At 70.4% G+C, this 22,998-nt stretch carries 25 protein-coding genes; 15 read left to right on the plus strand and 10 right to left on the minus strand.

Features of this window, described 5'->3' with window-relative positions:
• From H1A17_RS00005 to H1A17_RS00025, 5 genes are all read left to right on the plus strand, one after another.
• A partial coding sequence (locus H1A17_RS00005; RefSeq protein WP_194820680.1) for a Clp protease N-terminal domain-containing protein occupies positions 1 to 230 on the plus strand: 230 nt, incomplete at its 5' end.
• 102 nt (positions 231 to 332) lie between these two features.
• A complete protein-coding gene (locus tag H1A17_RS00010) occupies positions 333 to 1,334 on the plus strand; it encodes a diacylglycerol kinase family protein (RefSeq protein ID WP_145918592.1) in 1,002 nt (333 codons plus the stop codon).
• Positions 1,327 to 2,328 (plus strand): YihY/virulence factor BrkB family protein, encoded by a 1,002-nt coding sequence (locus tag H1A17_RS00015; protein WP_145918593.1) that lies wholly within the window; start codon positions 1,327 to 1,329, stop codon positions 2,326 to 2,328. The genes H1A17_RS00010 and H1A17_RS00015 overlap by 8 nt, the downstream gene beginning before the upstream one ends.
• An 82-nt stretch (positions 2,329 to 2,410) precedes the next feature.
• A complete protein-coding gene (locus H1A17_RS00020) occupies positions 2,411 to 3,904 on the plus strand; it encodes a phosphatase PAP2 family protein (protein ID WP_194820681.1) in 1,494 nt (497 codons plus the stop codon).
• Between the two features lie 10 nt (positions 3,905 to 3,914).
• Complete coding sequence (locus tag H1A17_RS00025) at positions 3,915 to 4,739, plus strand: endonuclease/exonuclease/phosphatase family protein (RefSeq protein WP_194820682.1); 825 nt, start codon at positions 3,915 to 3,917, stop codon at positions 4,737 to 4,739.
• Positions 4,740 to 5,154: 415 nt separating this feature from the next.
• Here the strand turns inward: H1A17_RS00025 and H1A17_RS00030 are convergent, their stop codons facing one another.
• Complete coding sequence (locus tag H1A17_RS00030) at positions 5,155 to 6,117, minus strand: TIGR03557 family F420-dependent LLM class oxidoreductase (protein ID WP_145918596.1); 963 nt, start codon at positions 6,115 to 6,117, stop codon at positions 5,155 to 5,157.
• A gap of 381 nt (positions 6,118 to 6,498) precedes the next feature.
• Here H1A17_RS00030 and H1A17_RS00035 point away from each other — a divergent pair, with 381 nt between their 5' ends.
• Complete coding sequence (locus H1A17_RS00035) at positions 6,499 to 7,887, plus strand: cellulase family glycosylhydrolase (protein ID WP_194820683.1); 1,389 nt, start codon at positions 6,499 to 6,501, stop codon at positions 7,885 to 7,887.
• A gap of 146 nt (positions 7,888 to 8,033) precedes the next feature.
• On the opposite strand, the gene H1A17_RS00040 is transcribed toward H1A17_RS00035, so the two are convergent.
• From H1A17_RS00040 to H1A17_RS00055, 4 genes are all read right to left on the minus strand, one after another.
• Positions 8,034 to 10,172 (minus strand): alpha-galactosidase, encoded by a 2,139-nt coding sequence (locus tag H1A17_RS00040; protein ID WP_228542643.1) that lies wholly within the window; start codon positions 10,170 to 10,172, stop codon positions 8,034 to 8,036.
• Between the two features lie 157 nt (positions 10,173 to 10,329).
• A complete protein-coding gene (locus H1A17_RS00045) occupies positions 10,330 to 11,250 on the minus strand; it encodes a carbohydrate ABC transporter permease (protein WP_088642203.1) in 921 nt (306 codons plus the stop codon).
• Positions 11,247 to 12,206, minus strand: coding sequence for a carbohydrate ABC transporter permease (locus H1A17_RS00050; protein ID WP_145918599.1), 960 nt, complete (start codon positions 12,204 to 12,206; stop codon positions 11,247 to 11,249). Before H1A17_RS00050 ends, H1A17_RS00045 begins: the two co-directional genes overlap by 4 nt.
• 22 nt (positions 12,207 to 12,228) lie before the next feature.
• The gene (locus H1A17_RS00055; protein WP_145918600.1) at positions 12,229 to 13,554 is read right to left on the minus strand and encodes an ABC transporter substrate-binding protein; all 1,326 of its coding nucleotides are present in this window, start codon (positions 13,552 to 13,554) and stop codon (positions 12,229 to 12,231) included.
• Positions 13,555 to 13,836: 282 nt separating this feature from the next.
• Here H1A17_RS00055 and H1A17_RS00060 point away from each other — a divergent pair, with 282 nt between their 5' ends.
• A complete protein-coding gene (locus H1A17_RS00060) occupies positions 13,837 to 15,882 on the plus strand; it encodes a beta-galactosidase (protein ID WP_145918601.1) in 2,046 nt (681 codons plus the stop codon).
• 40 nt (positions 15,883 to 15,922) lie between these two features.
• Entirely contained in the window at positions 15,923 to 16,699 is a 777-nt protein-coding gene (locus H1A17_RS00065; RefSeq protein WP_145918602.1) for a DeoR/GlpR family DNA-binding transcription regulator, read from the plus strand.
• A 7-nt stretch (positions 16,700 to 16,706) separates the two neighbouring features.
• On the opposite strand, the gene H1A17_RS00070 is transcribed toward H1A17_RS00065, so the two are convergent.
• Together H1A17_RS00070 and H1A17_RS00075 are read right to left on the minus strand one after the other, a co-directional pair.
• Entirely contained in the window at positions 16,707 to 16,973 is a 267-nt protein-coding gene (locus H1A17_RS00070; protein ID WP_375372775.1) for a hypothetical protein, read from the minus strand.
• Positions 16,967 to 17,215 carry a DivIVA domain-containing protein gene (locus H1A17_RS00075; protein WP_194820684.1) on the minus strand — a complete coding sequence of 83 codons (249 nt, stop codon included), beginning with the start codon at positions 17,213 to 17,215 and terminating at the stop codon, positions 16,967 to 16,969. The genes H1A17_RS00070 and H1A17_RS00075 overlap by 7 nt, the downstream gene beginning before the upstream one ends.
• A gap of 308 nt (positions 17,216 to 17,523) precedes the next feature.
• Here H1A17_RS00075 and H1A17_RS00080 point away from each other — a divergent pair, with 308 nt between their 5' ends.
• From H1A17_RS00080 to H1A17_RS00095, 4 genes are all read left to right on the plus strand, one after another.
• Positions 17,524 to 18,396: a helix-turn-helix transcriptional regulator gene (locus tag H1A17_RS00080; protein WP_194820685.1), complete on the plus strand. Its 873-nt coding sequence runs from the start codon at positions 17,524 to 17,526 to the stop codon at positions 18,394 to 18,396.
• Positions 18,393 to 18,611 carry a DUF397 domain-containing protein gene (locus H1A17_RS00085; RefSeq protein ID WP_194820686.1) on the plus strand — a complete coding sequence of 73 codons (219 nt, stop codon included), beginning with the start codon at positions 18,393 to 18,395 and terminating at the stop codon, positions 18,609 to 18,611. Before H1A17_RS00080 ends, H1A17_RS00085 begins: the two co-directional genes overlap by 4 nt.
• Before the next feature lie 415 nt (positions 18,612 to 19,026).
• Entirely contained in the window at positions 19,027 to 19,464 is a 438-nt protein-coding gene (locus H1A17_RS00090; RefSeq protein WP_194820687.1) for a hypothetical protein, read from the plus strand.
• A gap of 1 nt (position 19,465) precedes the next feature.
• Positions 19,466 to 19,789, plus strand: a complete 324-nt coding sequence (locus tag H1A17_RS00095) for a hypothetical protein (RefSeq protein WP_194820688.1) — start codon at positions 19,466 to 19,468, stop codon at positions 19,787 to 19,789.
• Positions 19,790 to 20,105: 316 nt separating this feature from the next.
• On the opposite strand, the gene H1A17_RS00100 is transcribed toward H1A17_RS00095, so the two are convergent.
• Entirely contained in the window at positions 20,106 to 20,309 is a 204-nt protein-coding gene (locus tag H1A17_RS00100) for a hypothetical protein (protein ID WP_145918607.1), read from the minus strand.
• Positions 20,310 to 20,360: 51 nt separating this feature from the next.
• Positions 20,361 to 20,738 carry a helix-turn-helix domain-containing protein gene (locus tag H1A17_RS00105; protein WP_194820689.1) on the minus strand — a complete coding sequence of 126 codons (378 nt, stop codon included), beginning with the start codon at positions 20,736 to 20,738 and terminating at the stop codon, positions 20,361 to 20,363.
• A gap of 116 nt (positions 20,739 to 20,854) precedes the next feature.
• Here H1A17_RS00105 and H1A17_RS00110 point away from each other — a divergent pair, with 116 nt between their 5' ends.
• Complete coding sequence (locus tag H1A17_RS00110) at positions 20,855 to 21,220, plus strand: DoxX family protein (RefSeq protein ID WP_194820690.1); 366 nt, start codon at positions 20,855 to 20,857, stop codon at positions 21,218 to 21,220.
• Positions 21,221 to 21,278: 58 nt separating this feature from the next.
• The gene (locus H1A17_RS00115) at positions 21,279 to 21,713 is read left to right on the plus strand and encodes a hypothetical protein (protein ID WP_194820691.1); all 435 of its coding nucleotides are present in this window, start codon (positions 21,279 to 21,281) and stop codon (positions 21,711 to 21,713) included.
• Here the strand turns inward: H1A17_RS00115 and H1A17_RS00120 are convergent.
• Positions 21,687 to 22,118 (minus strand): NUDIX domain-containing protein, encoded by a 432-nt coding sequence (locus H1A17_RS00120; protein WP_194820692.1) that lies wholly within the window; start codon positions 22,116 to 22,118, stop codon positions 21,687 to 21,689. The two genes, H1A17_RS00115 and H1A17_RS00120, sit on opposite strands and share 27 nt — an antisense overlap.
• A 101-nt stretch (positions 22,119 to 22,219) precedes the next feature.
• On the opposite strand from H1A17_RS00120, the gene H1A17_RS00125 reads away from it, so the two are divergent.
• Entirely contained in the window at positions 22,220 to 22,993 is a 774-nt protein-coding gene (locus H1A17_RS00125; protein WP_194820693.1) for a phosphotransferase, read from the plus strand.
• The last annotated feature ends 5 nt before the right edge of the window (positions 22,994 to 22,998 follow it).

The following is a 22,998-nucleotide window of genomic DNA, read 5'->3' on the forward strand; positions in this document are numbered from 1 at the left end:
GGCTGCGCCGGCCGCTCGGCGGGCCGCTCTCCCCGCGCTCCCGCACCGCACTGGAGTTGGCGCTGCGCGAGGCGCTGCGGCTGCGCCACCGGCACATCGGCACCGAACACCTCCTGCTCGGCGTGCTCCGCGAGGGCGGCGGCCTGGGCGCGACGGTGCTCACCGAGGCCGGCGCGGACCTCGACGACCTGCGCCGACGGGTCGAGTCGGCACTGCGGACGGCGGCCTGACCGGCCCACCCACCCCCGGCCCGGCTCAAACCTGTTTGCGGTCAACGCAACGTCGGTCGTCGCCGGGTCGCTGACCGGGCCGGGGTGCTGCACACTGACGCCGTGGACGAGCAGAAGCGTACGGTGACCGGCGGTGACCGCCCCCCGCGCTCGGCGGTGGTGGTCAACCCGACGAAGGTGGCCGATCTCGACGAGTTCCGCGCGACCGTGGACGAGGCCCTCGCCGCCGCCGGCTGGCCCGCCCCCACCTGGTACGAGACCACCGCCGAGGACCCCGGCCGGGGCCAGACCGAGCAGGCCGTCGCCGCCGGTGCCGAACTGGTCTTCGCCTGCGGCGGCGACGGCACGGTGATGGCCTGCGTCACCGCGCTCGCCGGCACCGACGTGGAACTCGCCGTGCTGCCGCAGGGCACCGGCAACCTGCTCGCCGCCAACCTCGGGCTCTCCAACGACCTCGCCGCCGGCCTCCAGGTGGCCGTCGAGCGCGGACGACGCCGGCTCGACGTCGGCGTCGTCGACGACCGGTGCTTCGCGGTGATGGCCGGGATGGGCTTCGACGCGCAGATGCTGGCGGACACCTCCGAGACCACCAAGGCCCGGATCGGCTGGCCCGCGTACGTGGTGGGGGCCGCGAAACACCTGCGGGACCGGCCGATGCGGGTCACCATCCGCATCGACGACCGGCCGCCGATGCGTCGCCGGGCCCGCTCCGTGCTGATCGCCAACGTCGGGCGGCTCCAGGGTGGGGTGCGCCTGCTCACCGAGGCCGAGCCCGACGACGGCTGGCTCGACGTCGCCGTGCTCACCCCGCGTACGCTGCGGCACTGGCTCACCATGGGCTGGGCCCTGGTCCGCCGGCAGGGCAGCGTCCCGCAGATGGAGGTCCAGCGGGCCCGCAAGGTCGTCATCACCAGCAACCGGGCCCAGCCCCGGCAGCTCGACGGCGACCTGATCGCCCCGGGGCGGACCCTGACCGCCGAGATCAGACCCGAGTCGCTGTGGCTCTGCGTGCCGCGTCCGGCCCGCGACCCCGACCTGGCGTACGACGCCGACGCGGCGGCGCGGCGGGGCGAGAAGCTGGTCGAGGAAGCCCGCCGTGAGTAGCACGAGACTCGTCCCCGAGACGCGGTTGATGGCGTCGGACGAACTCTCCGCCGACGACGCCTGGCGTACGCTGCGCCGCCACGGCGGCTGGCAACTCATGCGGGACGCGTTCATCCGGTTCCGCTACGGCGACGGGTTCAGCCACTCCCGGGCCTTCGCCCTGCAACTCTGCCTCGCCGTCGTACCGTTCCTGATCGCCCTCACCGGCCTGATCAGCGACCTCGGCGTCGAGGAGGGCGGCCGGGTGGTCGCCGACACCGTGCTGGCACTGACCCCCGGGCAGAGCGAACAGGTGGTGCAGGACCTGCTCGGCGAGAGCGACCGCACCGAGAGCACCGGCGAACTGGCGCTGACCCTCGGCCTGATCACCGGCCTGGTCGCGTTGACCACCACGATGGCCCAGATCGAACGCGGCGCCAACCGGATCTACGGCGTGGAACGGGACCGTCCCGCGCTGTGGAAGTACCTGCGGGCGGCGGTGCTGGCCGTGGTCGCCGGCCTGCCCGCGCTGGCCGGGTTCCTGATCCTGGTCGGCGGCGGGGCGATGGGCGAGTCGGTGCAGCGCCACTACGAGTGGGGTGATCTCGCCGCCGGCCTCTGGGGGGTGGTGCGCTGGCCGCTGAGCCTCGTGCTGACCGTCGTCGCGGTGGCGGTGATCTTCCGGCACGCGCCCCGGCGCAAGCAGCCCGGCCTGTCCTGGCTCTTCTTCGGCGCCGGCATCGCCACCGCCCTGTGGTGGCTGGCCAGCCTGCTGCTCGCCGCGTACGTCAAGTTCGGCGGCGGGTTCGGCCAGACGTACGGGGCGTTGACCGGGATGATGGCGCTGCTGCTGTGGGCGAACCTCACCGGCATGGCGCTGTTCGGCGGGCTGTCCTTCGCCGCCCAGTTGGAGGCGATGCGGATCGGGGCCCCGGAGCCCGCCCAACCCGACCTGTGGGAGCCCGACGCCGAGCGGGGGGAACTGCTCGACACCGGTGACATGACCGCTCTCTGACCCCGCCACACCGGACGGGCGTGTACGCGGCGGCGGAATCGGGTACAGCGCGCCTCGCCACGTCGACGCAGGGAGGTGCGGGGTGACCGCGGTCAAGGAGTCAACGGCCCGACGGCCGCTCGGCCATTTCGCCGAACGGAGCGTCGTCGGCCTGCTGGCCGTGGCCGGCGCGGGGGTGGCCTTCGGGCTGCTGCTGATGCTCGTCCGGTTCAAGTGGAGCCCCATGTACCACGCCGACCACGAGGCGGCCGAGTGGTTCAACGGGCTCGTCGCCCCGCACCACGCGCTGGTCACCGTGCTCCAGGCGGTCACCGACCTGGGCGGGCGGCCGGTGCTGATCTGGCTGGTCACCATCGCCGTGGTCACCCTGCTGATCCGTCGCCAGTCCCGGCTGGCGGTCTACCTGATCGTCACCGGCGTGGGCGGGCTGATCCTCGACCCGTCGCTCAAGGCCCTGGTCGGCCGGCTCCGCCCGGTGGTCGACGTGCCGGTCGCCAGCGCCCCCGGCAACAGCTTCCCCAGCGGGCACGCGCTCGGCTCGTTCGTCGCGTACGGGGCGCTGCTGCTGGTCTTCCTGCCCGCCATGTCGCCCCGCTGGCGCAAGCCGGCGATCACCGTCGCCGCCGTGCTGGTGGCGTTGATCGGGTTGACCCGGATCGCGCTCGGCGTGCACTTCGTCTCCGACGTGATCGGCGGCTGGCTGCTCGGCGCGGCCTGGCTGGGCGTCACCGCGTACGCCTTCCGGCTGTGGCGGCGCGAGCGGGGCCGGCCGGTGCCGCCGCTGACCGAGGGGCTGGAGCCGGAGGCCGGCGACAAGATCACCCCCGCCCCCGCCGAGGAGCACGTGCTGGAGCACCCCCGCTCCGCCGTCGCCGAACTGCTGGTCGGCTGGGTGATCGTCTTCGGTGCCCTGTACGGCTTCGGCACCTACGTCAGCTACCACGCCAAGGGCACCGTCTTCGAGACCCTGGACACCGACTTGCCGCGCTGGTTCGCCGACCGGCACACCGACTTCCTCACCGAGCTGAGCTGGTGGTGGAGCAAGTTCGGCGACACCCACGCCATCCTGATCGTCTCGCTGGTCTTCTGCCCGCTGGTGCTGGCCATCTGGAAGCGGTGGCGGCCGGTGCTCTTCGTGGTGCTGGCCCTCTTCGGCGAGCTGAGCCTGTTCCTCGCCTCGGCCCGGGTGGTGGACCGGCCCCGTCCGGCGGTGGAGAACCTGGACGGGCAGATGCCCACCTCGTCCTTCCCGTCCGGGCACATCGCCGCGACCACCTGCCTCTGGCTGGTCATCGCGATCATCGTGTTCGTCCGCACCGACCGCTGGTGGCGGTGGCTCTTCGTGGCGCTGGCCGTGATCATGCCGGTCGGGGTGGCGACCTCCCGGATGTACCGGGGCATGCACCACCCGACGGACTTCATGGGCGCGCTGATCCTCAGCGGCCTGTGGATCGGCCTGCTCTACTGGGTGATCCGGCCCAACGCCGACGTCTACGAGGGCAACCGGCCCGAGATCGAGTCGGAGCAGGTCGACGAGCTGGACGACGAGCTGGCCAAGGCCGGCCGCCCCGGGTGAGCCGTCGACCGTGCTGCGGATGATGACCTGGAACATCAGGACCGGCGGCCGGGACCGTACCGGCCCGGATCGGCGGGACCTGGTGTGCCGGGTCGTCACCGCGCAGGCCCCCGACGTGCTGGCCGTGCAGGAGCTGCGCGGCTTCGACCGGCCGGGGGTGCTGGCCGGGTTCGCCGACCGGGTGGGGATGCGCCCGTACCTGGCCCGCAGCTGTTTCGGTCAGCCGGTGGCGGTGCTGGTCCGCCCGCCGTGGCGGACCCGTCACGCCGGGCCGGTCCGTCGGCCGTTGCACCACGCGGCGCAGCGGGTCGAGCTGGCTACCACCGCCGGGCCGCTGACCGTGTTCAGCGCCCACCTCGACCCGTACACCGGGCTGCGGCGGCGGATCGAGGCCGGCTGGCTCGCCGGGGCAGTGCGCCGCGCACCGGGGGAGTTGGCGCTGCTCGCCGGTGACCTGAACACCCTCGACCCGGGCACCGACCACACCGACCGGGTGGCCCGGCTGCCGGCGGCGTACCGGCGGCGGCACCTGCGCCGCGACGGGCGGACCGTGGACACCCGGGCGGTGGCCCGGCTGCTCGCCGCCGGCCTGGTCGACCTCTGGACCCGTACCGCCGACCCGGCCGACGCCGGCGGGTCGGCCGGGGCCGGGCTGACCGCGCCGACCCGGCACGGCGGCGGCGTCGAGTTCTCCGGCATGCGGCTGGACTACCTGCTCGGCACCCGGGCGCTCGCCGCCCGGCTGCGGGACTTCCAGGTGGTACGTGGCGGCGACACCGAGTACGCCTCCGACCACTACCCGGTCGTCGCCGACCTGGATCTCGACCCGGCCTGACCGGCCCACCCGGGAACCCGTGCAACCCTCTCCGGCCCCGCCGCCATCACTACGGTGACAGTGCCGGCGTCCGGGACGGGGAGTGGTCGATGCGCGCGACGCGACGGCAGGAGTACGTCGACTTCGTGACGGCGGCGACACCGAAGCTGCGCCGCACCGCCTACCTGCTCACCGGGGGCGACGCCCACCGCGCCGGTGAACCGATGATCCACGACGACGAGACCCTGGTCCGGGAGATGCTGGCTCGGGCTGCCGATCCCGGCCGTGGGCTCCGGGCCCGGTGCGGCGCGCAGGTGGAGCAGGGGCCCCGATCCAGGCCGGCCGTCGGACGGGGCGCGGCGAGCGCCCGCCGCAACGCGTCCGGGTCGGAGCGGGTCGGGGCGGGGTACGACCCGCACCCGACCCGCCACGGCGGTCACAGCTCGCGGAGCCGGGGCAGTAGCTGCTCCTGCGCCCAGTCCAGGAACATCGGCTGGCTGTCCCCGCCGACCTGCACGATCGCCACGTGTGTGAAGCCGGCGTCGACGAAGGCGCGGAACGCCTCGACGTGCCGTTCGACGTCGGGGCCGCAGGGGATGCCCTCGGCGACGTCCTCCTCCCGGACGAACTGGGTGGCGGCGGCGAAGGCCTCCGGGTCGGGCAGGTCGGCGTTGACCTTCCAGCCGCTGCCGAACCAGCGGAACTGGTCGTGCACGATCTTGCGGCACTCGGCCTCGTCGGGGCCGTAGCAGATGGCCACCTGGCCGTAGCGGGGCTGCCCGGCGCCGCCCGCGTCGTCGTAGAGCTGGATGATCCGGGAGTCGGGTTCGGTGGCGACGATGCCGTCGGCGTACTCGGCGGCGAGGGTGGCCGACGACGGCCCGGACGCGGCGACGGCCATCGGTACGGGGTGTTCCGGCCGGTCCCAGACATAGGCGTCGGGGACGTCGAAGTGGTTGCCGGAGAAGGTCAGCGTTTCACCGTTGAGCAGCGGACGGATGATCTGGAGCGCCTCGGAGAACATCTCGTGCCGCTGCTGCACGTGCGGCCACCCGCCGACCACGTGTTCGTTGAGGTTCTCCCCGGCGCCGAGGCCGAGGGTGAACCGCCCGTCGGAGAGCACCCCGATGGTGCTGGCCTTCTGCGCCACCACTGCCGGGTGGTACCGGCGGATCGGGCAGGTCACGAAGGACATCAGCTCGGCCCGGCTGGTGGCGTGGGCGACCGCGCCGAGCACCGACCAGGCGTACGGGGAGTGCCCCTGCGCGTCGAGCCACGGATAGTAGTGGTCGGACATGACCAGCTGGTCGAAGCCGGCCGCCTCCGCCCGTACCGCGTGGTCGACCAACTTTTTCGGGCCGGTCTGTTCGCACATCAGGGTGTAGCCGACGCGGACCATCCTGGTTTCTCCTTCCGGGCGACGATCGTCACCGGATACCCCTGGCCGGTGCCGGTCAACCTCGGATGGGCGGCCGGGTCCCTCTTGACGGTGACGGGAGGGCCGTCTAAGGTCCGGCTTAACCGGTTCAGGCTGGTGGTGTCACATCCTGTGGTGGGGATGACCGCCCCCTGTGGCGGCTCACGGTCGGCGTGGGCCGCCACAGGGTCGGCGGAGACAGGCAGGCTACTTAACCGGTTGCCTTCCCGACCCGGTGGGCCTACGCTGGTCCGCACGCGGCCAGGGAGTCAGGCGGCGGCTGTCGGGCTACAGCCGAGCGCCACCGTCACCAGCATCGCCACCCCGCCAGGGCAACGGGGTCGACCCTTCCTGAGGAAACCCATGAAGAAGCGACTTTCCGTCGCCGGCGTCGCCCTGCTCACCGTCCTCGCCGCCGTGTTCGCCTTCGGCCAGCCGGCCCAGGCCGCGGCCGGTTTCACGGTCTCCGGTGGCAAGCTCTACGACGCCAACGGCAACGAGTTCATCATGCGGGGTGTCAACCACGCCCACACCTGGTACCCGCAGCAGACCACCTCCTTCGCCAACATCAAGGCGCTCGGTGCGAACACCGTCCGGGTGGTGCTGGCCAGCGGTGACCGCTGGACCAAGAACACCGCCGCCGACGTCAGCAACGTCATCTCGCTGTGCAAGGCCAACAAGCTGATCTGCGTGCTGGAGGTGCACGACACCACCGGGTACGGCGAGCAGGCCGGAGCGATCACCCTGGACCGGGCGGTCGACTACTGGCTGAGCATCGCCAGCGCCCTGCAGGGCCAGGAGCGGTACGTCATCGTCAACATCGGCAACGAGCCGTACGGCAACCAGGGCTACGGCACCTGGGCCACCGACAACGCCAACGCGATCAAGCGGCTGCGGGCCGGCGGCATCACCCACACGATCATGGTGGACGCCCCGAACTGGGGTCAGGACTGGTCGTTCACCATGCGCGACAACGCGGCCGGGGTGTTCGCCGCCGACCCGCAGAAGAACACGGTCTTCTCCATCCACATGTACGGCGTCTTCGACACCGCCGCCGAGATCAGCGACTACCTGGGCCGGTTCCGTACCGCCAAGCTGCCCATCGTGGTGGGTGAGTTCGGCTTCGACCACTCCGACGGCAACCCCGACGAGGACACCATCCTGTCGTACACGCAGGCCAACGGGATCGGCTACCTGGGCTGGTCGTGGAGCGGCAACGGCGGCGGCGTGGAGTACCTCGACATGACCACCAACTTCAACCCGGCCGCCCTGACCACCTGGGGCCAGCGGATCTTCAACGGGGCCAACGGCATCAAGGCGACGGCGAAGGAGGCGTCGGTCTACTCCGGCACCACCCCCACCACGCCGCCGACGACCCCGCCCACGACGCCCCCGACCACCCAGCCCACCACGCCTCCCACCACCCCGCCGACGACGACCCCGCCGGCGACCGGTGGCTGCACCGCGACGTACACGGTCATCGGTTCGTGGCAGGGCGGCTTCCAGGGTGAGGTGAAGGTGACCGCCGGCAGCGCGGCGATCAACGGCTGGACGACGAAGTGGACCTTCGCCAACGGCCAGACCGTCAGCCAGTCCTGGAACGCGACGCTGAGCAGCAGCGGCAGCACGGTGACCGCCCGCAACGTCGACTACAACGGCCGGCTCGGCGCCGGCGCCAGCACCGCCTTCGGCTTCATCGGCAGCTGGACCGGCAGCAACCCGGCTCCCACGGTGACCTGCACCGCGAGCTGACCATCCCCGCCCCACCGGTGGCCGGGCCCTCCGGGGCCCGGCCACCACCCGTGTGCTCCCCGCATCGGGGGCGATGTTGCGGTATCGACCGCTGGGGATACCGCAACATCGCCCCCGTTGAGTCGATCACCCCCGGGGCCGGCCGGTCAGTCGACGGCGTCGACCTCCAGGAGCAGCGCCTGCTCCGGGTTCAGGGCCGGCAGGTGCAGGCCCACCGTGGCCAGCACCGAGCCGGGTAGCGTCACGGCGGGCAGCCAGCCCGGTCCGGTGATCTGCATGGTCTCCGGCTCCGGCACCCCCTCGGCGGGGCGGACGGCGTACCGGCGGGCCGGGTCGAGGCCGGGCAGGCGGACCGGGCCGGGGGTCTGCGTGACGGAGGTGGCCAGCCGGGACACCGCGTACACGGCGCGGGAGCGGTCGTGGGCGACGACACCGTGCGCCTGCACGGCCGGGTCCGGGTGGTCGAACCGCACCACCCGCCCGCTGTGCAGCAGCGGCCGGAGCCGCTTGTGCAGGGCCACCCAGGCGGTCAGCTCGGCCCGCTCGGCGGGGTCGATCGCGACGATGTCCCATTCGATGCCGTGGTGGCCGAAGAGCGCGGTGACCGCCCGGAAGCCCAGGGTGTGCACCCGGCCGGTGGTGTGCGAGCGCCCGGGGCCGATGTGCGTGCCGATCAGCTCCGGGGGCAGCAGCAGGCCGGTCCAGCGTTGGATGGACAGCCGTTCCAGGGCGTCGTTGGTGTCGCTGGCCCAGACCCGGTCGGTGTGGCGCAGGATCTCCAGGTCGACCCGGGCCCCGCCGGACGAGCAACTCTCGATCTCCAGGTGCGGGTGCCGGGCGCGCAGCTCGTCGAGGAGCCGGTAGGCCGCCACGGTCTGCGCGTGCACCCCGGGCCGGCCGGCGTGCCCCGCCTCGGTGAGGTCCCGGTTGTGGTCCCACTTGAGGTAGCTGATCCCGGGGTGCCCGGTCAGCAGCGAGTCGAGCCGGTCGAGCAGGTGGGCGTACGCCGCCGGGTTGGCCAGGTCCAGCACCTGCTGGTGCCGCCACGGCAGGGGCAGCCGGCCGGGCGCGCTGAGTACCCAGTCGGGGTGGGCGCGGAACAGGTCGGAGTCGGGGTTGACCATCTCCGGCTCGACCCAGAGCCCGAACTGCATGCCGTGCCCGCGCACGTGGTCGACGAGCGGTCCCAGGCCGGCCGGCCAGACGTCGGCGTCGACCTGCCAGTCGCCCAGGCCCGCCCGGTCGTGCCGGCGGCCGGTGAACCAGCCGTCGTCGAGGACGAACCGTTCCACGCCCACCTCGGCGGCCCGGTCGGCGAGGGTGCGCAGCCGGTCCAGGTCGTGGTCGAAGTAGACGGCCTCCCACACGTTGAGGGTGACCGGGCGCGGCGTGCGGGGGTGGCCCGGCCGGGCCCGCAGGTGGGTGTGCAGCAGGTCGCTGAGCCCGTCCAGCCCGGCGGTGGAGTGCACCGCGTAGAGCAGCGGGGTGGTGTACTCCTCGCCGGTGCCGAGGACGATCTCCCCGGGGGCGAGCAGTTCCCCGCCGCCCAGGGTGGATTCGCCGGTGGGGCGGCGTTCGGCGACGGTCACGTGGTCGCCGCTCCACGCGGTGTGCACCGCCCACACCTCGCCGTGGCCGAAGCCGAACCCGGCGGTGCCGGCGACTAGCAGCAGGGTGGCGTCGTGCCCGGTGCGGCCGTGCCGGCCCTCGCGCACCCACGCGCCGTGCTGCCACGGGTGCCGCTGCGGCGCGCGTTCGCGGCACCACCGCCCGGTCAGGTCGAGCAGTTCGGTGGCGACCGCCGGCACCGGCAGCACCGGCGTCAGCTCGCGTACCTCGTAGGGGTGGTCGGCGTCGTTGCGCAGCCGGTGCCGCACGGTCAGCACCCCGACCGGGTCGAGGGTGATCTCGACGGTCAGGGTCAACCCCACGCCCGGGTCCGTCGCCCGCACGGTCACCCGCGCCGCGCCGTCCGGGTCGTCGACATCGAGGCTGTCGGGCCGGAAGGCGGTGGACCAGTCCCGGCCGGCGCGGTGACCGGCGAGTCCGGGCCGGCCGCTCCAGCCGGCGCTCGCCTCGGGCAGCAGGGACAGCACGGTCGGCGCGTCGAAGCTGCTCGGCACCACCGGCGGCACGGTGGCGTCGAGCAGGGCCGGCAGGTCGTCGGCGGGCACCGGGCCGAGGTCGGTGCCCCAGTGCACGATCCGGGGCAGCCCCGGGCCGCGGGCGTCGAGCACCAGGCTGGTGTGGCCCCGGCGCAGGTGGATCACGGTCGGATCGGTCATGGCGCTCATCTCCGGTGCGGGCGCGTCGGCGTCCGTCACCGTGGGTGAGGTCGCCGGGCGTCAGTACCGCGCGAGAGCGGTATGCCTGTGGGTCATGTTCATGCCTGTCAGGAATACCGCTCCCGCGCGCATGTGTGGGTGGGCGGGTGCGGTGACCTCAGCCCTTGGACGCTCCCAGGGTCAGGCCCTTGACGAACTGCTTCTGCAACAGGAAGAAGATCACCAGGGTGGGGATGGCGACCAGCACCGAGCCGGCCGACACCAGGTTGTTGTCGGTGAAGAACTCGCCGCGCAGGTTGTTCAGCGAGCTGGTGACCGGGAACTTGTCGCCGGTGCGCATCAGCACGGTGGCCCAGAAGAACTCGTTGTAGATCCAGGTCACCTCCAGGGTGGCCAGGGCCGCCAGCGCCGGCCGGCACAGCGGCATGGTCACCTGCCAGTACTGCCGCCAGATGCTCGCCCCGTCCACCATGGCCGCCTCGTAGAGGTCGCGGGGCAGCGCCTTCATGTAGTTGCTGAGCACGAAGACGCAGAAGCCGCACTGGAAGGCCACGTTGACCAGGATCAGCCCCCAGTAGCTGTCGTAGAGCAGCTCCGAGTCGCTCATGAACTCGGGCAGCGGCACCTCGGTGAAGATCCGGAACAGCGGGATCAGCAGCGACTGCTGGGGCAGCAGGTTGGCGGCGGTGAACAGCCCGAGCAGGACGATGTTGAGCTTCCAGCTGAACCGGGCGATCACGAACGCCACGCACGAGGCGAGGAACAGGGTCAGCAGCACCGCCGGGACGGTGATGTAGACCGAGTTGAGGAAGTGCTTGCCGAATTCGGCGGTCTGCCAGGCGGTGACGTAGTTGTCGAACGTCCACCCGCCGAACGAGACGTACCCGTTGGCGGCGGTGTAGGCGTACGAGCGCAGCGAGGTCAGCACCGCCCAGAGGATCGGGAACAGCCAACCGACCGCGACCGCGCCGAGGAACAGGTGCAGCACCACCCGGGCGGGGCGCAGCGGCCGGCGGCGCGGTGCCGGCTTGGCCGTCGGCGTCGACGCCGGCGGTCGGGTCACGGTCGACGCGCTCATCGCCGGTCCTCCCTCATGACGACGGCCAGGTAGATGGTGATGAAGACCAGCGAGACCGCCAGCATGATCGTCGCCAGGGCGGAGCCGAAGCCGATCCGGCTGGCCTCGCCGACGACGTTCTGGGTCACCAGGGCGGAGATCAGCTCCAACCCGTTGCGTCCCTTGTTGATCACCCAGACCAGGTCGAACGCGCGCAGCGACTCGATCACGGTCACCACCAGCACGATGATGTTGATGGGCCGCAGCACCGGGAAGATCACCCGGAAGAAGGTGCTGGTCTCCGACGCGCCGTCGACCGAGGCGGCCTCCCGCAGCGACGGGTCGACGCCCTTGAGCCCGGCCAGGTAGAGCAGCATGATGTAGCCGACGTGCCGCCACCCGGCCGCCACCAGCACCGCCCAGATGTTGACGTCCGGGTCGCCGTACCAGTCGGTCTGGCCGCCCAGGACGGCGTTGAGCAACCCCTGGTCGCGTGAGTAGATGAGCTGCCAGACGAAGCCGATCAGCGCCAGCGAGAGCACCACGGGCAGGTAGAGCGCGGTCTGGTAGAACCGGCTGCCCCGGATCTCCTTGTCGAGCAGCACGGCGAGGAACATCCCGAACGGGGTGGCGACCACGAACAGCGCGGCCAGCCAGAGCAGGTTGTTCTGCAACGCCGGCACGAACGGCGGGTAGATGTTGACCACGTCGGAGTAGTTCCGGCCGCCGACCCAGTCGATCTCGCCGAGCGGGCCGATGCCGTCCCAGTCGGTGCCGGAGAGTGCCACGGTGGCCAGTGCGGGCAGCCAGACCAGGGCGACCACCAGCAACAGCGGTACGAGCACCATCAGCGTGATCACCACGCGGTCGGTGCGGGACAGGAGCCGTAGCCGCCGGCCGCGACCACCCGGGGAGGTGGTGGTCGTGGCCGGCGACGGCACGGCGTGATCCGCCTGGATCAGGGGCAGGTCGGACACGACGGTCCTCCCCCTCTCGCCGTCAGCTGGTGAAGATCGACTTCTTCTGGTTCTCGATGCTGTTGACCAGCCCGTCGATGTCCTTGGGGTTCTTGATGAACTGCTGGAGCGCCGGGATGATCACGGTGGAGGCGAAGTCCGGCCGGGTGTCCCGGTCGAGGAACTGGGCGATCTCGGTGGCCGAGCCGACCAGTTCGGCGGCCTTCTTCTGTAGGGCCGTGTAGCCGCTGGTGTCCGCGCCGCTGTTGGCGACCAGCGTGGTCGGGTCGTTCTTCACCGTGATGTCGGCGGCCTCCTTGGAGCCGACGAACTCCAGCAGCTTCTTGGCGTTGGCCTCGGCCTTCGGCTTGCGGGCCAGCATGTAGCCGTCGATCGGCGCGTCCAGGGCCTTGGCCCCGATGGCCGGGTCGATCTCGGGGAAGGTGAAGAAGTCGATGTCGTCCTGCTCGTCGTTGCCGAACTGCTGGGCGACGAAGAGGCCGAGCAGGTACATGCCGCTCTTCTTCTGCTGCAACGACTGGGCGGCCTCCTGCCAGGTGCGGCCCAGGCTGTCCGGCTGGTGCAGCGGGAGCAGCCCGGCCCAGGTGTCGAAGACCTTCTTGACCTTGTCGGAGGTCCACGCCTCCTTGCCCGCCATCAGGTCGATGTGGAACTGGTAGCCGTTGATCCGCAGGTTGAGGATGTCGAAGGTGCCCATCGCCGGCCAGCCGTCCTTGTCGGCGAACGCGATCGGGGTGAGCCCGTCCTTCTTCATCTGCGCGCTGAGGGTGGTGAGCTGGTCGAGCGTGGTCGGCACCTGGTAGCCGTACTGCTTCCAGACCGACTTGCGGTAGAAGACCGCCCACGGGTAGTACGACGACGGTACGAAGTACTGCTTGCCGTCGTCCCCGGTGGACGCCTTCTTGAACGCGTCGGAGTAGCCGGAGAGCTTGCCCCACAGGTCGCTGATGTCGCCGGCCAGTCCCTTGGCGGCGAAGAAGCGCATCCGGTAGCCGGCGAACCACATGAACACGTCGTCCGGCTTGCCCTGGAGGTAGTTGTTGATGTTCTCCTGGTAGGTGTTGTGGTCCACCGTGTTGATCTTGGTGGTGATGCCGGACGAGGTCTTGAACCCGTCCATCACCTTGGCGATGACCCCCTTGGGCTGCGGGTCGGACTGGTTGGAGCCGACCGACACCTCCTTGCTGTCGCTGCCCGAGTCGGAGTCGGAGCCGCAGCCGGCGAGCAGCCCGGTGCCGAGCAGCGCGCCCGCGCCGACCCCGGTGAGCAGGGAACGTCGTCCGATGCCGGCGACGGAGGACGGTACGAGCCGGGCGAGATACTCGGCTTCGGTGCGGGGACGGGACATGGTGCCTCCTGCGGATGAAGAGGTGCGCTGCGCCCGAGGGCCGTCAGTGGTGGTGGGGGAGGGGCTGTTCGGGAATGCCAACATAGATCCACCGAGAACGAACATTGGCGAACACAAACTCCCGGTGGCGCTTGAAGCTACCCGTCCGTACGCGCCTGTCAAGAGGGCAGCTCCGGATCGGTATCGCCGGAGCCGTGCGCGATCCTGGGGGTAAACGTTGGAAAGCGGGCCGGTGTTGGAAAGTGTTGACTTGATCGACCGCTAGGGGCACGCTCTGCTCTCATGCGGCAACACGGCAGCTGGCAGGGCGACGGAATCTACTTCGGCGCCGACTACAACCCCGAGCAGTGGCCCGAGCAGGTCTGGGCCGACGACGTCGCGCTCATGCGTCGGGCCGGCGTCAACCTCGTCTCGGTCGGAATCTTCTCCTGGGCTCTGCTCGAACCGTCCCCCGGTCGGTACGAGTTCGGCTGGCTCGACCGCGCCCTCGACGTCCTGCACGCCGGAGGCATCCACGTCGACCTGGCCACCGCCACCGCCAGCCCGCCCCCGTGGCTGGCCCACCGGCACCCCGAGACGCTGCCGCGTGGCGTCGACGGCGCCGTGCGGTGGCCCGGCGGGCGGCAGGCGTACTGCCCCAGTTCGCCGATCTTCCGGGAGCGCTCGCTCGCCCTGGTCGAGACGGTCGCCGACCGGTACGCCGACCACCCCGCCGTGGTCATGTGGCACGTCTCCAACGAGCTGGGCTGCCACAACGTGCACTGCTACTGCGACGTCAGCGCCGAGGCGTTCCGGGGCTGGCTGCGCGAGCGCTACGGCGACCTCGACCGGCTCAACGACGCCTGGGGCACCGCCTTCTGGAGCCAGCACTACCACGACTGGGCCGAGATCAACCCGCCCCGGGCGACGCTGACCATCGCCAACCCCACCCAGCAGCTCGACTTCCTGCGCTTCTCCTCCGACGAGCAGCGGGCCCAGTTGCGCGCCGAGCGGGAGGTGCTCAAGCGGCGGGTCCGGCAGCCGGTCACCACCAACTTCATGATCGGCATGGCCAAGCACATGGACTACCACTCGTGGACGTCCGACGTGGACCTGGTCGCCAACGACCACTACCTCATGGCCACCGACCCGTACGCCCACCTCGGCCTGTCGTTCGCCGCCGACCAGACCCGCAGCGTCGCCGGCGGCGACCCGTGGCTGCTGATGGAACACTCCACCAGCGCGGTCAACTGGCAGCCCCGCAACGTCGCCAAGACCCCCGGCCAACTCCGCCGCAACAGCCTCACCCACGTGGCGCGCGGCGCCGACGGGGTGTTGTTCTTCCAGTGGCGGGCCTCCCGGGCCGGCGCGGAGAAGTACCACTCCGCCCTGGTCCCGCACGCCGGCGCCGACACCAAGGTCTTCGACGAGGTCTGCCGGCTCGGCGCGGACCTCGCCGCCCTGGCCGAGGTGCGCGGCAGCCGGGTCGAGGCCGAGGTGGCGATCCTGTTCGACTGGGAGGCGTGGTGGGGCGTCGAACTGGACTCCCACCCCAGCGTCGACGTCACCTACCCCGACCGGATGCGGGCGCTCTACGACGCGCTGTGGCGGGCCGGGGTCACCGCCGACGTGGTGCACCCGTCGACCGACCTGTCCGGCTACCGGCTGGTCCTCGTCCCCACCCTCTACCTGGTCCGTGACGCCGACGCCGAGGCGCTGCGCCGGTACGTCGCCGCAGGCGGGACGGCGCTGGTGACGTACTTCAGCGGGATCGTCGACGAGCACGACCACATCCGACTCGGCGGCTACCCGGGGGCGTTCCGGGAGTTGCTCGGGGTGCGTACCGAAGAGTTCTTCCCGCTGTTGGCCGGCGAGCGCGTCACCCTCGACGACGGCTCCACCGCCGACGTGTGGACCGAGTGGCTGCACCCGGCCGGCGCGGAGGTCGTCGCGTCCTACGAGGACGGTCCGCTGCCGGGCGTGCCCGCGCTGACCCGGCACCGGGTCGGCGACGGCAGCGCCTGGTACCTGGCCACCCGGCTCGACGAGGCGGCCACCGACGCCCTGGTGGGCCGGCTGCTCACCGAGGCCGGGGCACGCCCGCCGGTCGCCGCCCCGACCGGCGTCGAGGTGGTCCGCCGCCGCGCCGACGACCGGTCCTGGCTGTTCGTGGTCAACCACACCGACGCCGAGGCGACCCTCGACGTGACCGGCACCGACCTGCTCACCGGGCAGCCCTGCGACGGCACGCTGCGGGTACCGGCCGGCGAGGTGGCCGTGGTCCGGGAGGAGCCGGCCGTGAGCGGGGCGGTCCCAGCGGGTGAACCGTCCCCGGCCGCAGCGGCCTGACCTGCGTACCGTTCCCTCGTCCGCGCGGTTGGGAGGTTCGATGCTCGCTCAGCAACGGCAGAACGCCATCCTGGAGCTGATCCGGCAGCGCGGCGGGGTGCGGGTCAGCCACCTGGTCAGCCGGTTCGGCGTCTCCGACATGACGATCCGCCGCGACCTGGAGGTGCTCGCCGAACGGGGGCTGGTCGACAAGGTGCACGGCGGGGCGACCCTGGCCGGCCCCGGGTCCGCCGAGGAACCCGGGTTCGCCGCGAAGTCGATCCGCCAGCAGGACGAGAAACGGGCCATCGCCGGCCGGGCCGCCCGGATGGTCGAGCCGGGGATGGCCGTCGCGCTGTCGGCCGGCACCACCACCGCCGCGCTGGCCACCCTGCTCGGCGACGTACCCGGGCTGACCGTGGTGACCAACTCGATCCCGGTCGCCGACGCGCTCTACCAGAACCCGCGCGTCGATCAGACGGTGGTGCTGACCGGCGGCATCCGTACCCCGTCGGACGCGCTGACCGGGCCGGTGGCCGAGGCGGCGATCCGTACCCTGAACGTGGATCTGCTCTTTCTCGGCGTGCACGGGATGAGCCCGCGCACCGGGTTCACCACCCCCAACCTGCTGGAGGCGGCGGTCAACAAGCGGCTGATCGGGGCCGCCCGGCACCTGGTGGTGCTGGCCGACCACACCAAGTGGGAGACGATCGGCATCGCCACCATCGCCCCGCTGGCCGAGGCCGACCTGCTGATCACCGACGCCGGTCTGCCGCCGGACGGCCGGCAGCAGATCGGCGAACAGGTCGGTGAGCTGGTCGTCGTCGAGGTCGACTGACCCCGGCTCACCGGTCGGGGTCGCACGGCCCGTCGTGGTCGGCCCGCGCCCGGCAGCGCCGCCGGTCGGCCATGATCCGGTCACAGAACACCCACCGTCGTACGTGCTGGGCGTCCTCGGTGGAGACGGTGGCCCCGGCGACCTCGACCCCCGGCACCGACGCCAACGACCGCGCCAGCGCATACGCGAACCGCAGCGCCTGATCCTCGGTCGGGGCCGTCACGGGCAGGTGCAGCACGTGGCGGGGGCCGTCGTCGTGGCCGTCGCTCAGCACGGGGGACGGTTGGCCTGGGCGCTGCGGCGGTCCCGCAGCAGCCGCTTGAGCCTGGTGTTCTCCCCGGTCAGCCGGGTCACCTCCTGATGCAGGCTGGCCAGCTCCAGGGCGACCCGGAGCAGGAACCGGCGTACCTCCCGGGGGTCGAGGCCCCGACGGCCGAAGCCGGCGGTGGGAAACTGGTGGTCGCGGACCAGGACCGGATGCAGCCGGGCCGGCAGGGTGCCGTCGTCGCGGATCATTCGTCGCCTCCTGGCGGGTACGGGGTCGCGGGAACCCGCGCCGCCGTGATAGGTATTCAGCAAGTCGGTCGGAGCCGGAATTCGGCTCCATGTTGAGACCCGACGAGATCCGGTATGCGGCTGCCACCCGCGAGGCCGTCTCTCGTCACCTTCTCGGCTGTTGGCCCAGCCGCGGTTACTGCGCTTGCACCGGGCGTCCCCGGGGGCCGGTGATCACCCTCACCCGAAGGCCACATTTCCAGTGGCCTCCGTATTGGTGCAACGACACCAACGGATTTCTTCTCGTTGGTACCTCCGGGGAGGTGAGCATGGCCGCAAAGAGGGAGGCGTTCGTCCGCACCCTGCGCGCGCAGTGGCTCGGTCAGCAGATGCGCGAGCTGCGCGAGCAGCGGGGCCTGACTCTCAAGTACGTGGCGAAGTTCCTGGAACGGGACTTCTCGTCGCTGGCCCGGTACGAGCGGGCCGAGTGGCCGTTCCGCCGTGACCTCGTGGTGGAGCTGCTCGATCTTTATGGCGTCTACGACGAGCGCGAGCGTGACCGGCTGATCCAGTTGGCCCAGGACGCCTGGCGGGTGGACCGGTGGGACAACAGCTTCGACCGGGCGATCTACGACACGTCCTTCATCGACTTCCCCTGGCTGGAGGCGCGGGCGAACCAGGTCTGCACTTACGCGTCACTGCTGATCCCCGGACTTCTCCAGACCAGGGACTACGCCGAGGCCGTCATCAGGAACGCGGAGCCGAGTTCCACCAGCGAGAGTCAGATCCGCAAGTGGGTGCAACTGCGGATGGACCGGCAACGCCTGTTGGAGGGTCCTTCCGCGACCAACCTTTCCGTGATCATCGAAGAGTCCGCGCTCCGCCGGCCGGTGATGAGCCGTGGCGTGATGGCCGCACAGTTCGTCCACTTGGGGCAGATGGTGGCCAGACCGACTGTCGAGGTGCGGGTGTTGCCGGCCTCGTTGGGACTTCACGCCGGTCTCGACGGAACCTTCTGGTTGTTCAAGATGCCGCCCCCGTACTCCGACGTGGCACACGCCGAGACCCTGGGCGGCCGGCTGTTCATGGAATCGGACAAGGCCCTGCGGTACGTCCACGCGTACGATCGCCTCCGGGAGGCCGCACTCAGCGTGAGCGAGTCGGTGAAGCTGATCGCAGCACTCGCAGAGGAGCTGTCATGAGCGAGATCATGCCCGAAGTGGCGTGGCACATCAGTACCAAAAGCCCGGACAACGGGGGGAACTGTGTGGAGGCGGGGCCGTTGCTCGACGGCTCCGGTCGGGTGGCGGTGCGGCACAGCAAGGCACGGGACGCGGCGACGATCGTCTACACGGCTGACGAGTGGGCGGCGTTCGTCGGTGGAGTCAAGGACGGCGAGTTCGACTTCGGCAGGTGACTCACGGCCTCCGAAAGCGACAGGGGTGGTGGCTTGTAAGGTGCCACCCGTCGTGTCACCTCGGGCGGCCTCACCCCGCACAGGGGGTCAGTCTGCGGGGGGTCTGGTGCAACCTGCAGCTCGAACCTCACCGTCGTCGGTGCCTGACCATTTCTGGCCGGTACGCATGAGGGCCATCTCTCTGTGCCCCCACCTGCCGGTCAAGCACCCGCTCATGCCGAGAAGATCACTTTTGATCATGCCGAGGAGTTCGGTTCCAGGCTGCGGTCATCAGGTGCATAGCTGCCAGTCGCAGCGCAGCGAGCCGCCCTACGCTACCCTTACCCGGCTCGGTCGCTGTTGCGGTCCACACAAGACTGCTTTTCACTAGAATCGAGTACCAGAAAATCCAAAAAGGTCTCGCTGTGGGGATGGGATGGCTTTAAGTGCATCAGGTCAGAAGCGCCTACGCAAGGTTGCGAAGTGGCTTCTGGGCGCACTCCTGGGTTTACTGATCTCCATCGTTGATCAATCGCAGGACATCTTTATCGGCAAGGCCACCATCACTGGAATCATCTCGAACGGCACAGCGTGTACAGTGGTTATTGGTGCGCTGATTGCATCAATGTCAGATGTGCTGTTCGACTTCGATCACGCTCAAGGCCAAGCTCGGTGGCCGGTGTTGACCATGCAGTGGGGTCACGTTCTAACGCTGAGTACGGCCGCCTTCATCATGGGTGCGATGAAGATGCAGTTGACCATGAATGGTTTTAATCCCAATATCTGGTCGGGCTTCAATACTGTCTCCGTGGTACTCTTGAGTTTCACGCTTCCGCTTGGCCTGATATCCGTCTTCCTTTCGGAAGGGAGCTAGCGTGGCGGGCTTCGAGGCGGCAGGGTTGGAGATCGCGGCATGGATTGGAACCGCCGTGACGTCCGCGCTCGCCGGGACATCGCTTGTGGGCAGCGTCGTTGAGCGGCTACGAAAGCGCAAGAATCAAGGTTTCCCGGGGCGTGGCGAGGATCGCAAACCGCTGCCATCTGTGGAACTGAATGAGCAGCAGTTGCATGAACTGCGGGAACAGGTCTTGAATCGGGCCATGGAAACGGGTCTTACTCCTGAGCAGGCCAAGCGCATAAGCGATGCAGTTCTAGGAGGCATGGCGCAGCGGTCCCGTGATTCTGATGCGGAAACATGAGGCATCACTCGCGGCGATCGACGCGTCAAGAGCATCACGGTCGTTCGGTCAAGCCACCGTACCAGCATCAGGAGATTTTTGGGGGGCGTTATGCTTGCGCCACTCGTCCCGGTCGTGAATCCGCTACTTACGTCGCCGAAGCGTGATGCCCCGAACGACCTGGGCATCCATGGTTTCGCCGCGATACGGGACTGGGTCACCGCCACCGCCATTCACATCGAGGGCCTTGCTTAGGGTGCGCGTCGAAGTCGGTGTAGGACTGGGGTTGTCGGTTGAGAATCCTGGCTTGCATCGGTGTTCGAGATGTAGCGAGGTCTCAGGAGCGCTTCTTCATCGCCCAGATCACATAGACGGCGCAGATGATCAGCATGACGGCGGCGACGGCGACCCAGGCCCAGCGGGCGAAGGGCTCATCGGCCACGATCGCGCGGATGCCGGCCAGGACGGCGAACAACAGCGGGCCCAAGCCGAACCACTCAGAGTGGTCGGAGAAGGTCAGCTCCTTCAGTTCCTGCCGCATGTGGTCAGCCTAGCCGGTTGGACCGGACCGGCCGGGGGCCCGGTGGGCCTGTCATCTGGTGGGTCCCTGGTGTAGTGCCCGGCTCGCCTCGATGTGGGGGACGTGTTCGATGGCCCAGCCGGCGAGGGCCAGCGCGGGCGGGATGAGGCTCTTGCCGGTGGGGGTCAGCGCGTACTCCACCCGGGGCGGGACCTCCGCGTACGCCGTGCGCGACACCAGACCGTCGTGCTCCAGGTGGCGCAGGGTCAGCGTCAACATGCGCTGGGAGATGCCGGGGATCTGCTGGTGCAGCTCGGTGAACCGCAGCGCGCCCCCGTCGAGGGTCGCCACGATCAGCAGCGTCCATTTGTTGCAGATCCGGTCGAGGATCGCCCGGATCGTCCGGCCGCCGTCGCCCCGGATCATGCAGGTGTGTTCGTACTGCGACATGACCACCCCCTGTGCCTTACGCACACCCGTGTGCCTTTTGTAAGCCCTCCGATACTGACACATGATGTGGCTACTTCCTTCCCGTAACCATCGCGCTCAGAGTCGGAGGGCCCGTCATGACACTCGCCTACTGGATCGTCGCCGCCCTGCTGGCCGTCTTCTATCTCTACGCCGGGGGCAAGAAGGTCACCCAGAGCCAGGAGCAGCTCCGGCCGATGATGGGCTGGGTCGACCGCGTACCCATGCCGTTGGTCCGGACCATCGGGGTGCTGGAGGTTCTCGGCGCGGCCGGCCTGGTCCTGCCGCCGCTGACCGGGATCGCGCCCTGGCTCGCGGTCGCGGCGGCCGTCGGGCTCGTCCTGATCCAGGTCGGCGGCATCACGGTGCACCTGTCCCGGGGTGAGATCCGCCAGATCGGTCTCAACATCGTCCTGCTGCTGACCGCCGCCGTCGCCACCTGGCTGGCCACCACCTGGGTCTGAACCGGACGGGGGCTCATCCGCTCGCCGACGCACCGCCGGCACCAGGCAGAATGCCGGGATGGCACTGGACAGGTCCGGGGAGTTGTGGCGCGGGGAGAACGTCGACGACCTCGCCGACTACCTCCGCTACTTCGCGGCGGGCGGCTACCCGGTGGACACGGTGGTGGAGTCCCGGTGCGCCGGGTGCGACGGCCGTGCCTTCCGTGTCGACATCGACGAGGAGGAGGCGACCCGGCGGACCTGCCTCGCCTGCGGCACGGTCGCCTTCATCGGTGACAGCGCCGACTACTGGGTCGAGGCCGGTCACGAGTCCTGCTCCTGCCCCTGCGGGGGTGAGGAGTTCGCCGTCGCGGTCGGCTACGCGCTCCACGCCGACGGCGAGGTGCGCTGGCTCAGCGTCGGCCTGCGGTGCCTCGACGACGGCACCCTCGGCGTCTACGCCGACACGAAGATCGACTACCTCCCGTCACGCCACCTCCTCGACCAGGCGTGAGGCGGGCGGCCCGTCGAGGGCACGGAGCAGCGCCGGTAGGCCACCGTGCACGAGGGGAAGACCGCCCAACTCGCTGAGCCCGACCCAGGCGAGGTCGTCATGCTCGTGGGGCGCACGGTTGGTGGGGGAGCCGAGCCAGGCTCCGACGTGCCACACACCGACGTGTACGGCGTCCTCGCCGCTGCCGGACCGCAGGTCGCCCAGCCGTGAGCAGGACTCCGCGACGATCTCGACGCCGACCTCCTCGCGCAGCTCACGGGCGAGGGCCTGTCGTTCGGACTCGCCCATTTCGACGTGACCCCCGGGCAGATCCCACAGATCCGGGTACGCCAGGCGGGCCGGACTGCGGTGCACCAGCAGGACCGCGTCGTTCACCACGAGCGCCCCGCAGACGACGATGTGCATGCCGGCATTCGAGCACAGGGGTCGGACAGTCGGGCCATGGCCGGGTTCGGTCGTACGAAATTCGGTGTCGTCGGCGTCGCAACGCCCGGTATACCGGGCAGATGCGTGAAGAGGTGCTTCCCGGCGGTAACACCACGGGTGCCGTGTTGATCGATGGTGTCGTACACAAGCGGGCGTCGCGGTGGACGACCACCGTGCACGCGGTGCTGCGACATCTGGAGGATGCCGGGTTCGACGCCGCTCCCCGCGCCCTCGGCTTCGACGACCAGGGTCGCGAGATGCTCAGCTATCTGCCGGGGGAGACGATCGGCGGCCGGGAGCCCTGGCCCGACTGGGCGTCGGACGACGCGATGCTGGTCCAGGTCGGCCGGTGGCTGCGCCGGGTCCACGACCTGACCGCCGGCTTCACGCCGCCGCCGGACGAGTGCTGGTTCGTCGGCCGCACGATGGGCCCCGGGCTGGTCGTCGGGCACCAGGACGCGTCCCCCTACAACGCGGTGGTGGACGGTGACCGGCTGGTCGGGTTCTGCGACTGGGACACCGCCGGCCCGTCGTCGCGGGACTGGGACCTGGCGTTCTCCGCGCTGACCTGGGTGCCGCTGGCCTCACCGCGCGACGGCAGCCCGTTGAGCGACGACGACCTGCGCGAGCGGGCCCGCCGGCTACGCCTGCTGCTCGACGCGTACGGCTACGAGGGTGACCGGGGTGGGTTCGCCGCCGCCGTGCCGCAGCGGGCACGACGGCAGGCGGACGTGATCCGTCGCCTTGCCGACGCCGGGGATGCTGCGGCGACGGCTTTGCTGCCCATCGCGGCGCTCCTCGAACGGTCCGCGACCGACGTCGAAGCCCTTCCGGCCAGCTTCTGGATGCCCTGATCGAC

This window comes from Micromonospora sp. S-DT3-3-22 (genome assembly GCF_015354745.1).
In the GTDB taxonomy this organism is placed as follows: Bacteria; Actinomycetota; Actinomycetes; order Mycobacteriales; family Micromonosporaceae; genus Micromonospora; species Micromonospora wenchangensis.

Coding starts and splice junctions, on each gene's coding strand:
- H1A17_RS00100 (WP_145918607.1), bottom strand. CDS start 20,309: ATGCGGCAGGAACTGAAGGAGCTGACCTTCTCCGACCACTCTGAGTGG.
- H1A17_RS00120 (WP_194820692.1), bottom strand. CDS start 22,118: ATGCACATCGTCGTCTGCGGGGCGCTCGTGGTGAACGACGCGGTCCTG.
- H1A17_RS00125 (WP_194820693.1), top strand. CDS start 22,220: ATGCGTGAAGAGGTGCTTCCCGGCGGTAACACCACGGGTGCCGTGTTG.
- H1A17_RS00075 (WP_194820684.1), bottom strand. CDS start 17,215: ATGATCCGCGACGACGGCACCCTGCCGGCCCGGCTGCATCCGGTCCTG.
- H1A17_RS00080 (WP_194820685.1), top strand. CDS start 17,524: ATGGCCGCAAAGAGGGAGGCGTTCGTCCGCACCCTGCGCGCGCAGTGG.
- H1A17_RS00065 (WP_145918602.1), top strand. CDS start 15,923: ATGCTCGCTCAGCAACGGCAGAACGCCATCCTGGAGCTGATCCGGCAG.
- H1A17_RS00060 (WP_145918601.1), top strand. CDS start 13,837: ATGCGGCAACACGGCAGCTGGCAGGGCGACGGAATCTACTTCGGCGCC.
- H1A17_RS00105 (WP_194820689.1), bottom strand. CDS start 20,738: ATGTCGCAGTACGAACACACCTGCATGATCCGGGGCGACGGCGGCCGG.
- H1A17_RS00115 (WP_194820691.1), top strand. CDS start 21,279: ATGGCACTGGACAGGTCCGGGGAGTTGTGGCGCGGGGAGAACGTCGAC.
- H1A17_RS00040 (WP_228542643.1), bottom strand. CDS start 10,172: ATGACCGATCCGACCGTGATCCACCTGCGCCGGGGCCACACCAGCCTG.
- H1A17_RS00055 (WP_145918600.1), bottom strand. CDS start 13,554: ATGTCCCGTCCCCGCACCGAAGCCGAGTATCTCGCCCGGCTCGTACCG.
- H1A17_RS00110 (WP_194820690.1), top strand. CDS start 20,855: ATGACACTCGCCTACTGGATCGTCGCCGCCCTGCTGGCCGTCTTCTAT.
- H1A17_RS00030 (WP_145918596.1), bottom strand. CDS start 6,117: ATGGTCCGCGTCGGCTACACCCTGATGTGCGAACAGACCGGCCCGAAA.
- H1A17_RS00085 (WP_194820686.1), top strand. CDS start 18,393: ATGAGCGAGATCATGCCCGAAGTGGCGTGGCACATCAGTACCAAAAGC.
- H1A17_RS00090 (WP_194820687.1), top strand. CDS start 19,027: ATGGCTTTAAGTGCATCAGGTCAGAAGCGCCTACGCAAGGTTGCGAAG.
- H1A17_RS00035 (WP_194820683.1), top strand. CDS start 6,499: ATGAAGAAGCGACTTTCCGTCGCCGGCGTCGCCCTGCTCACCGTCCTC.
- H1A17_RS00045 (WP_088642203.1), bottom strand. CDS start 11,250: ATGAGCGCGTCGACCGTGACCCGACCGCCGGCGTCGACGCCGACGGCC.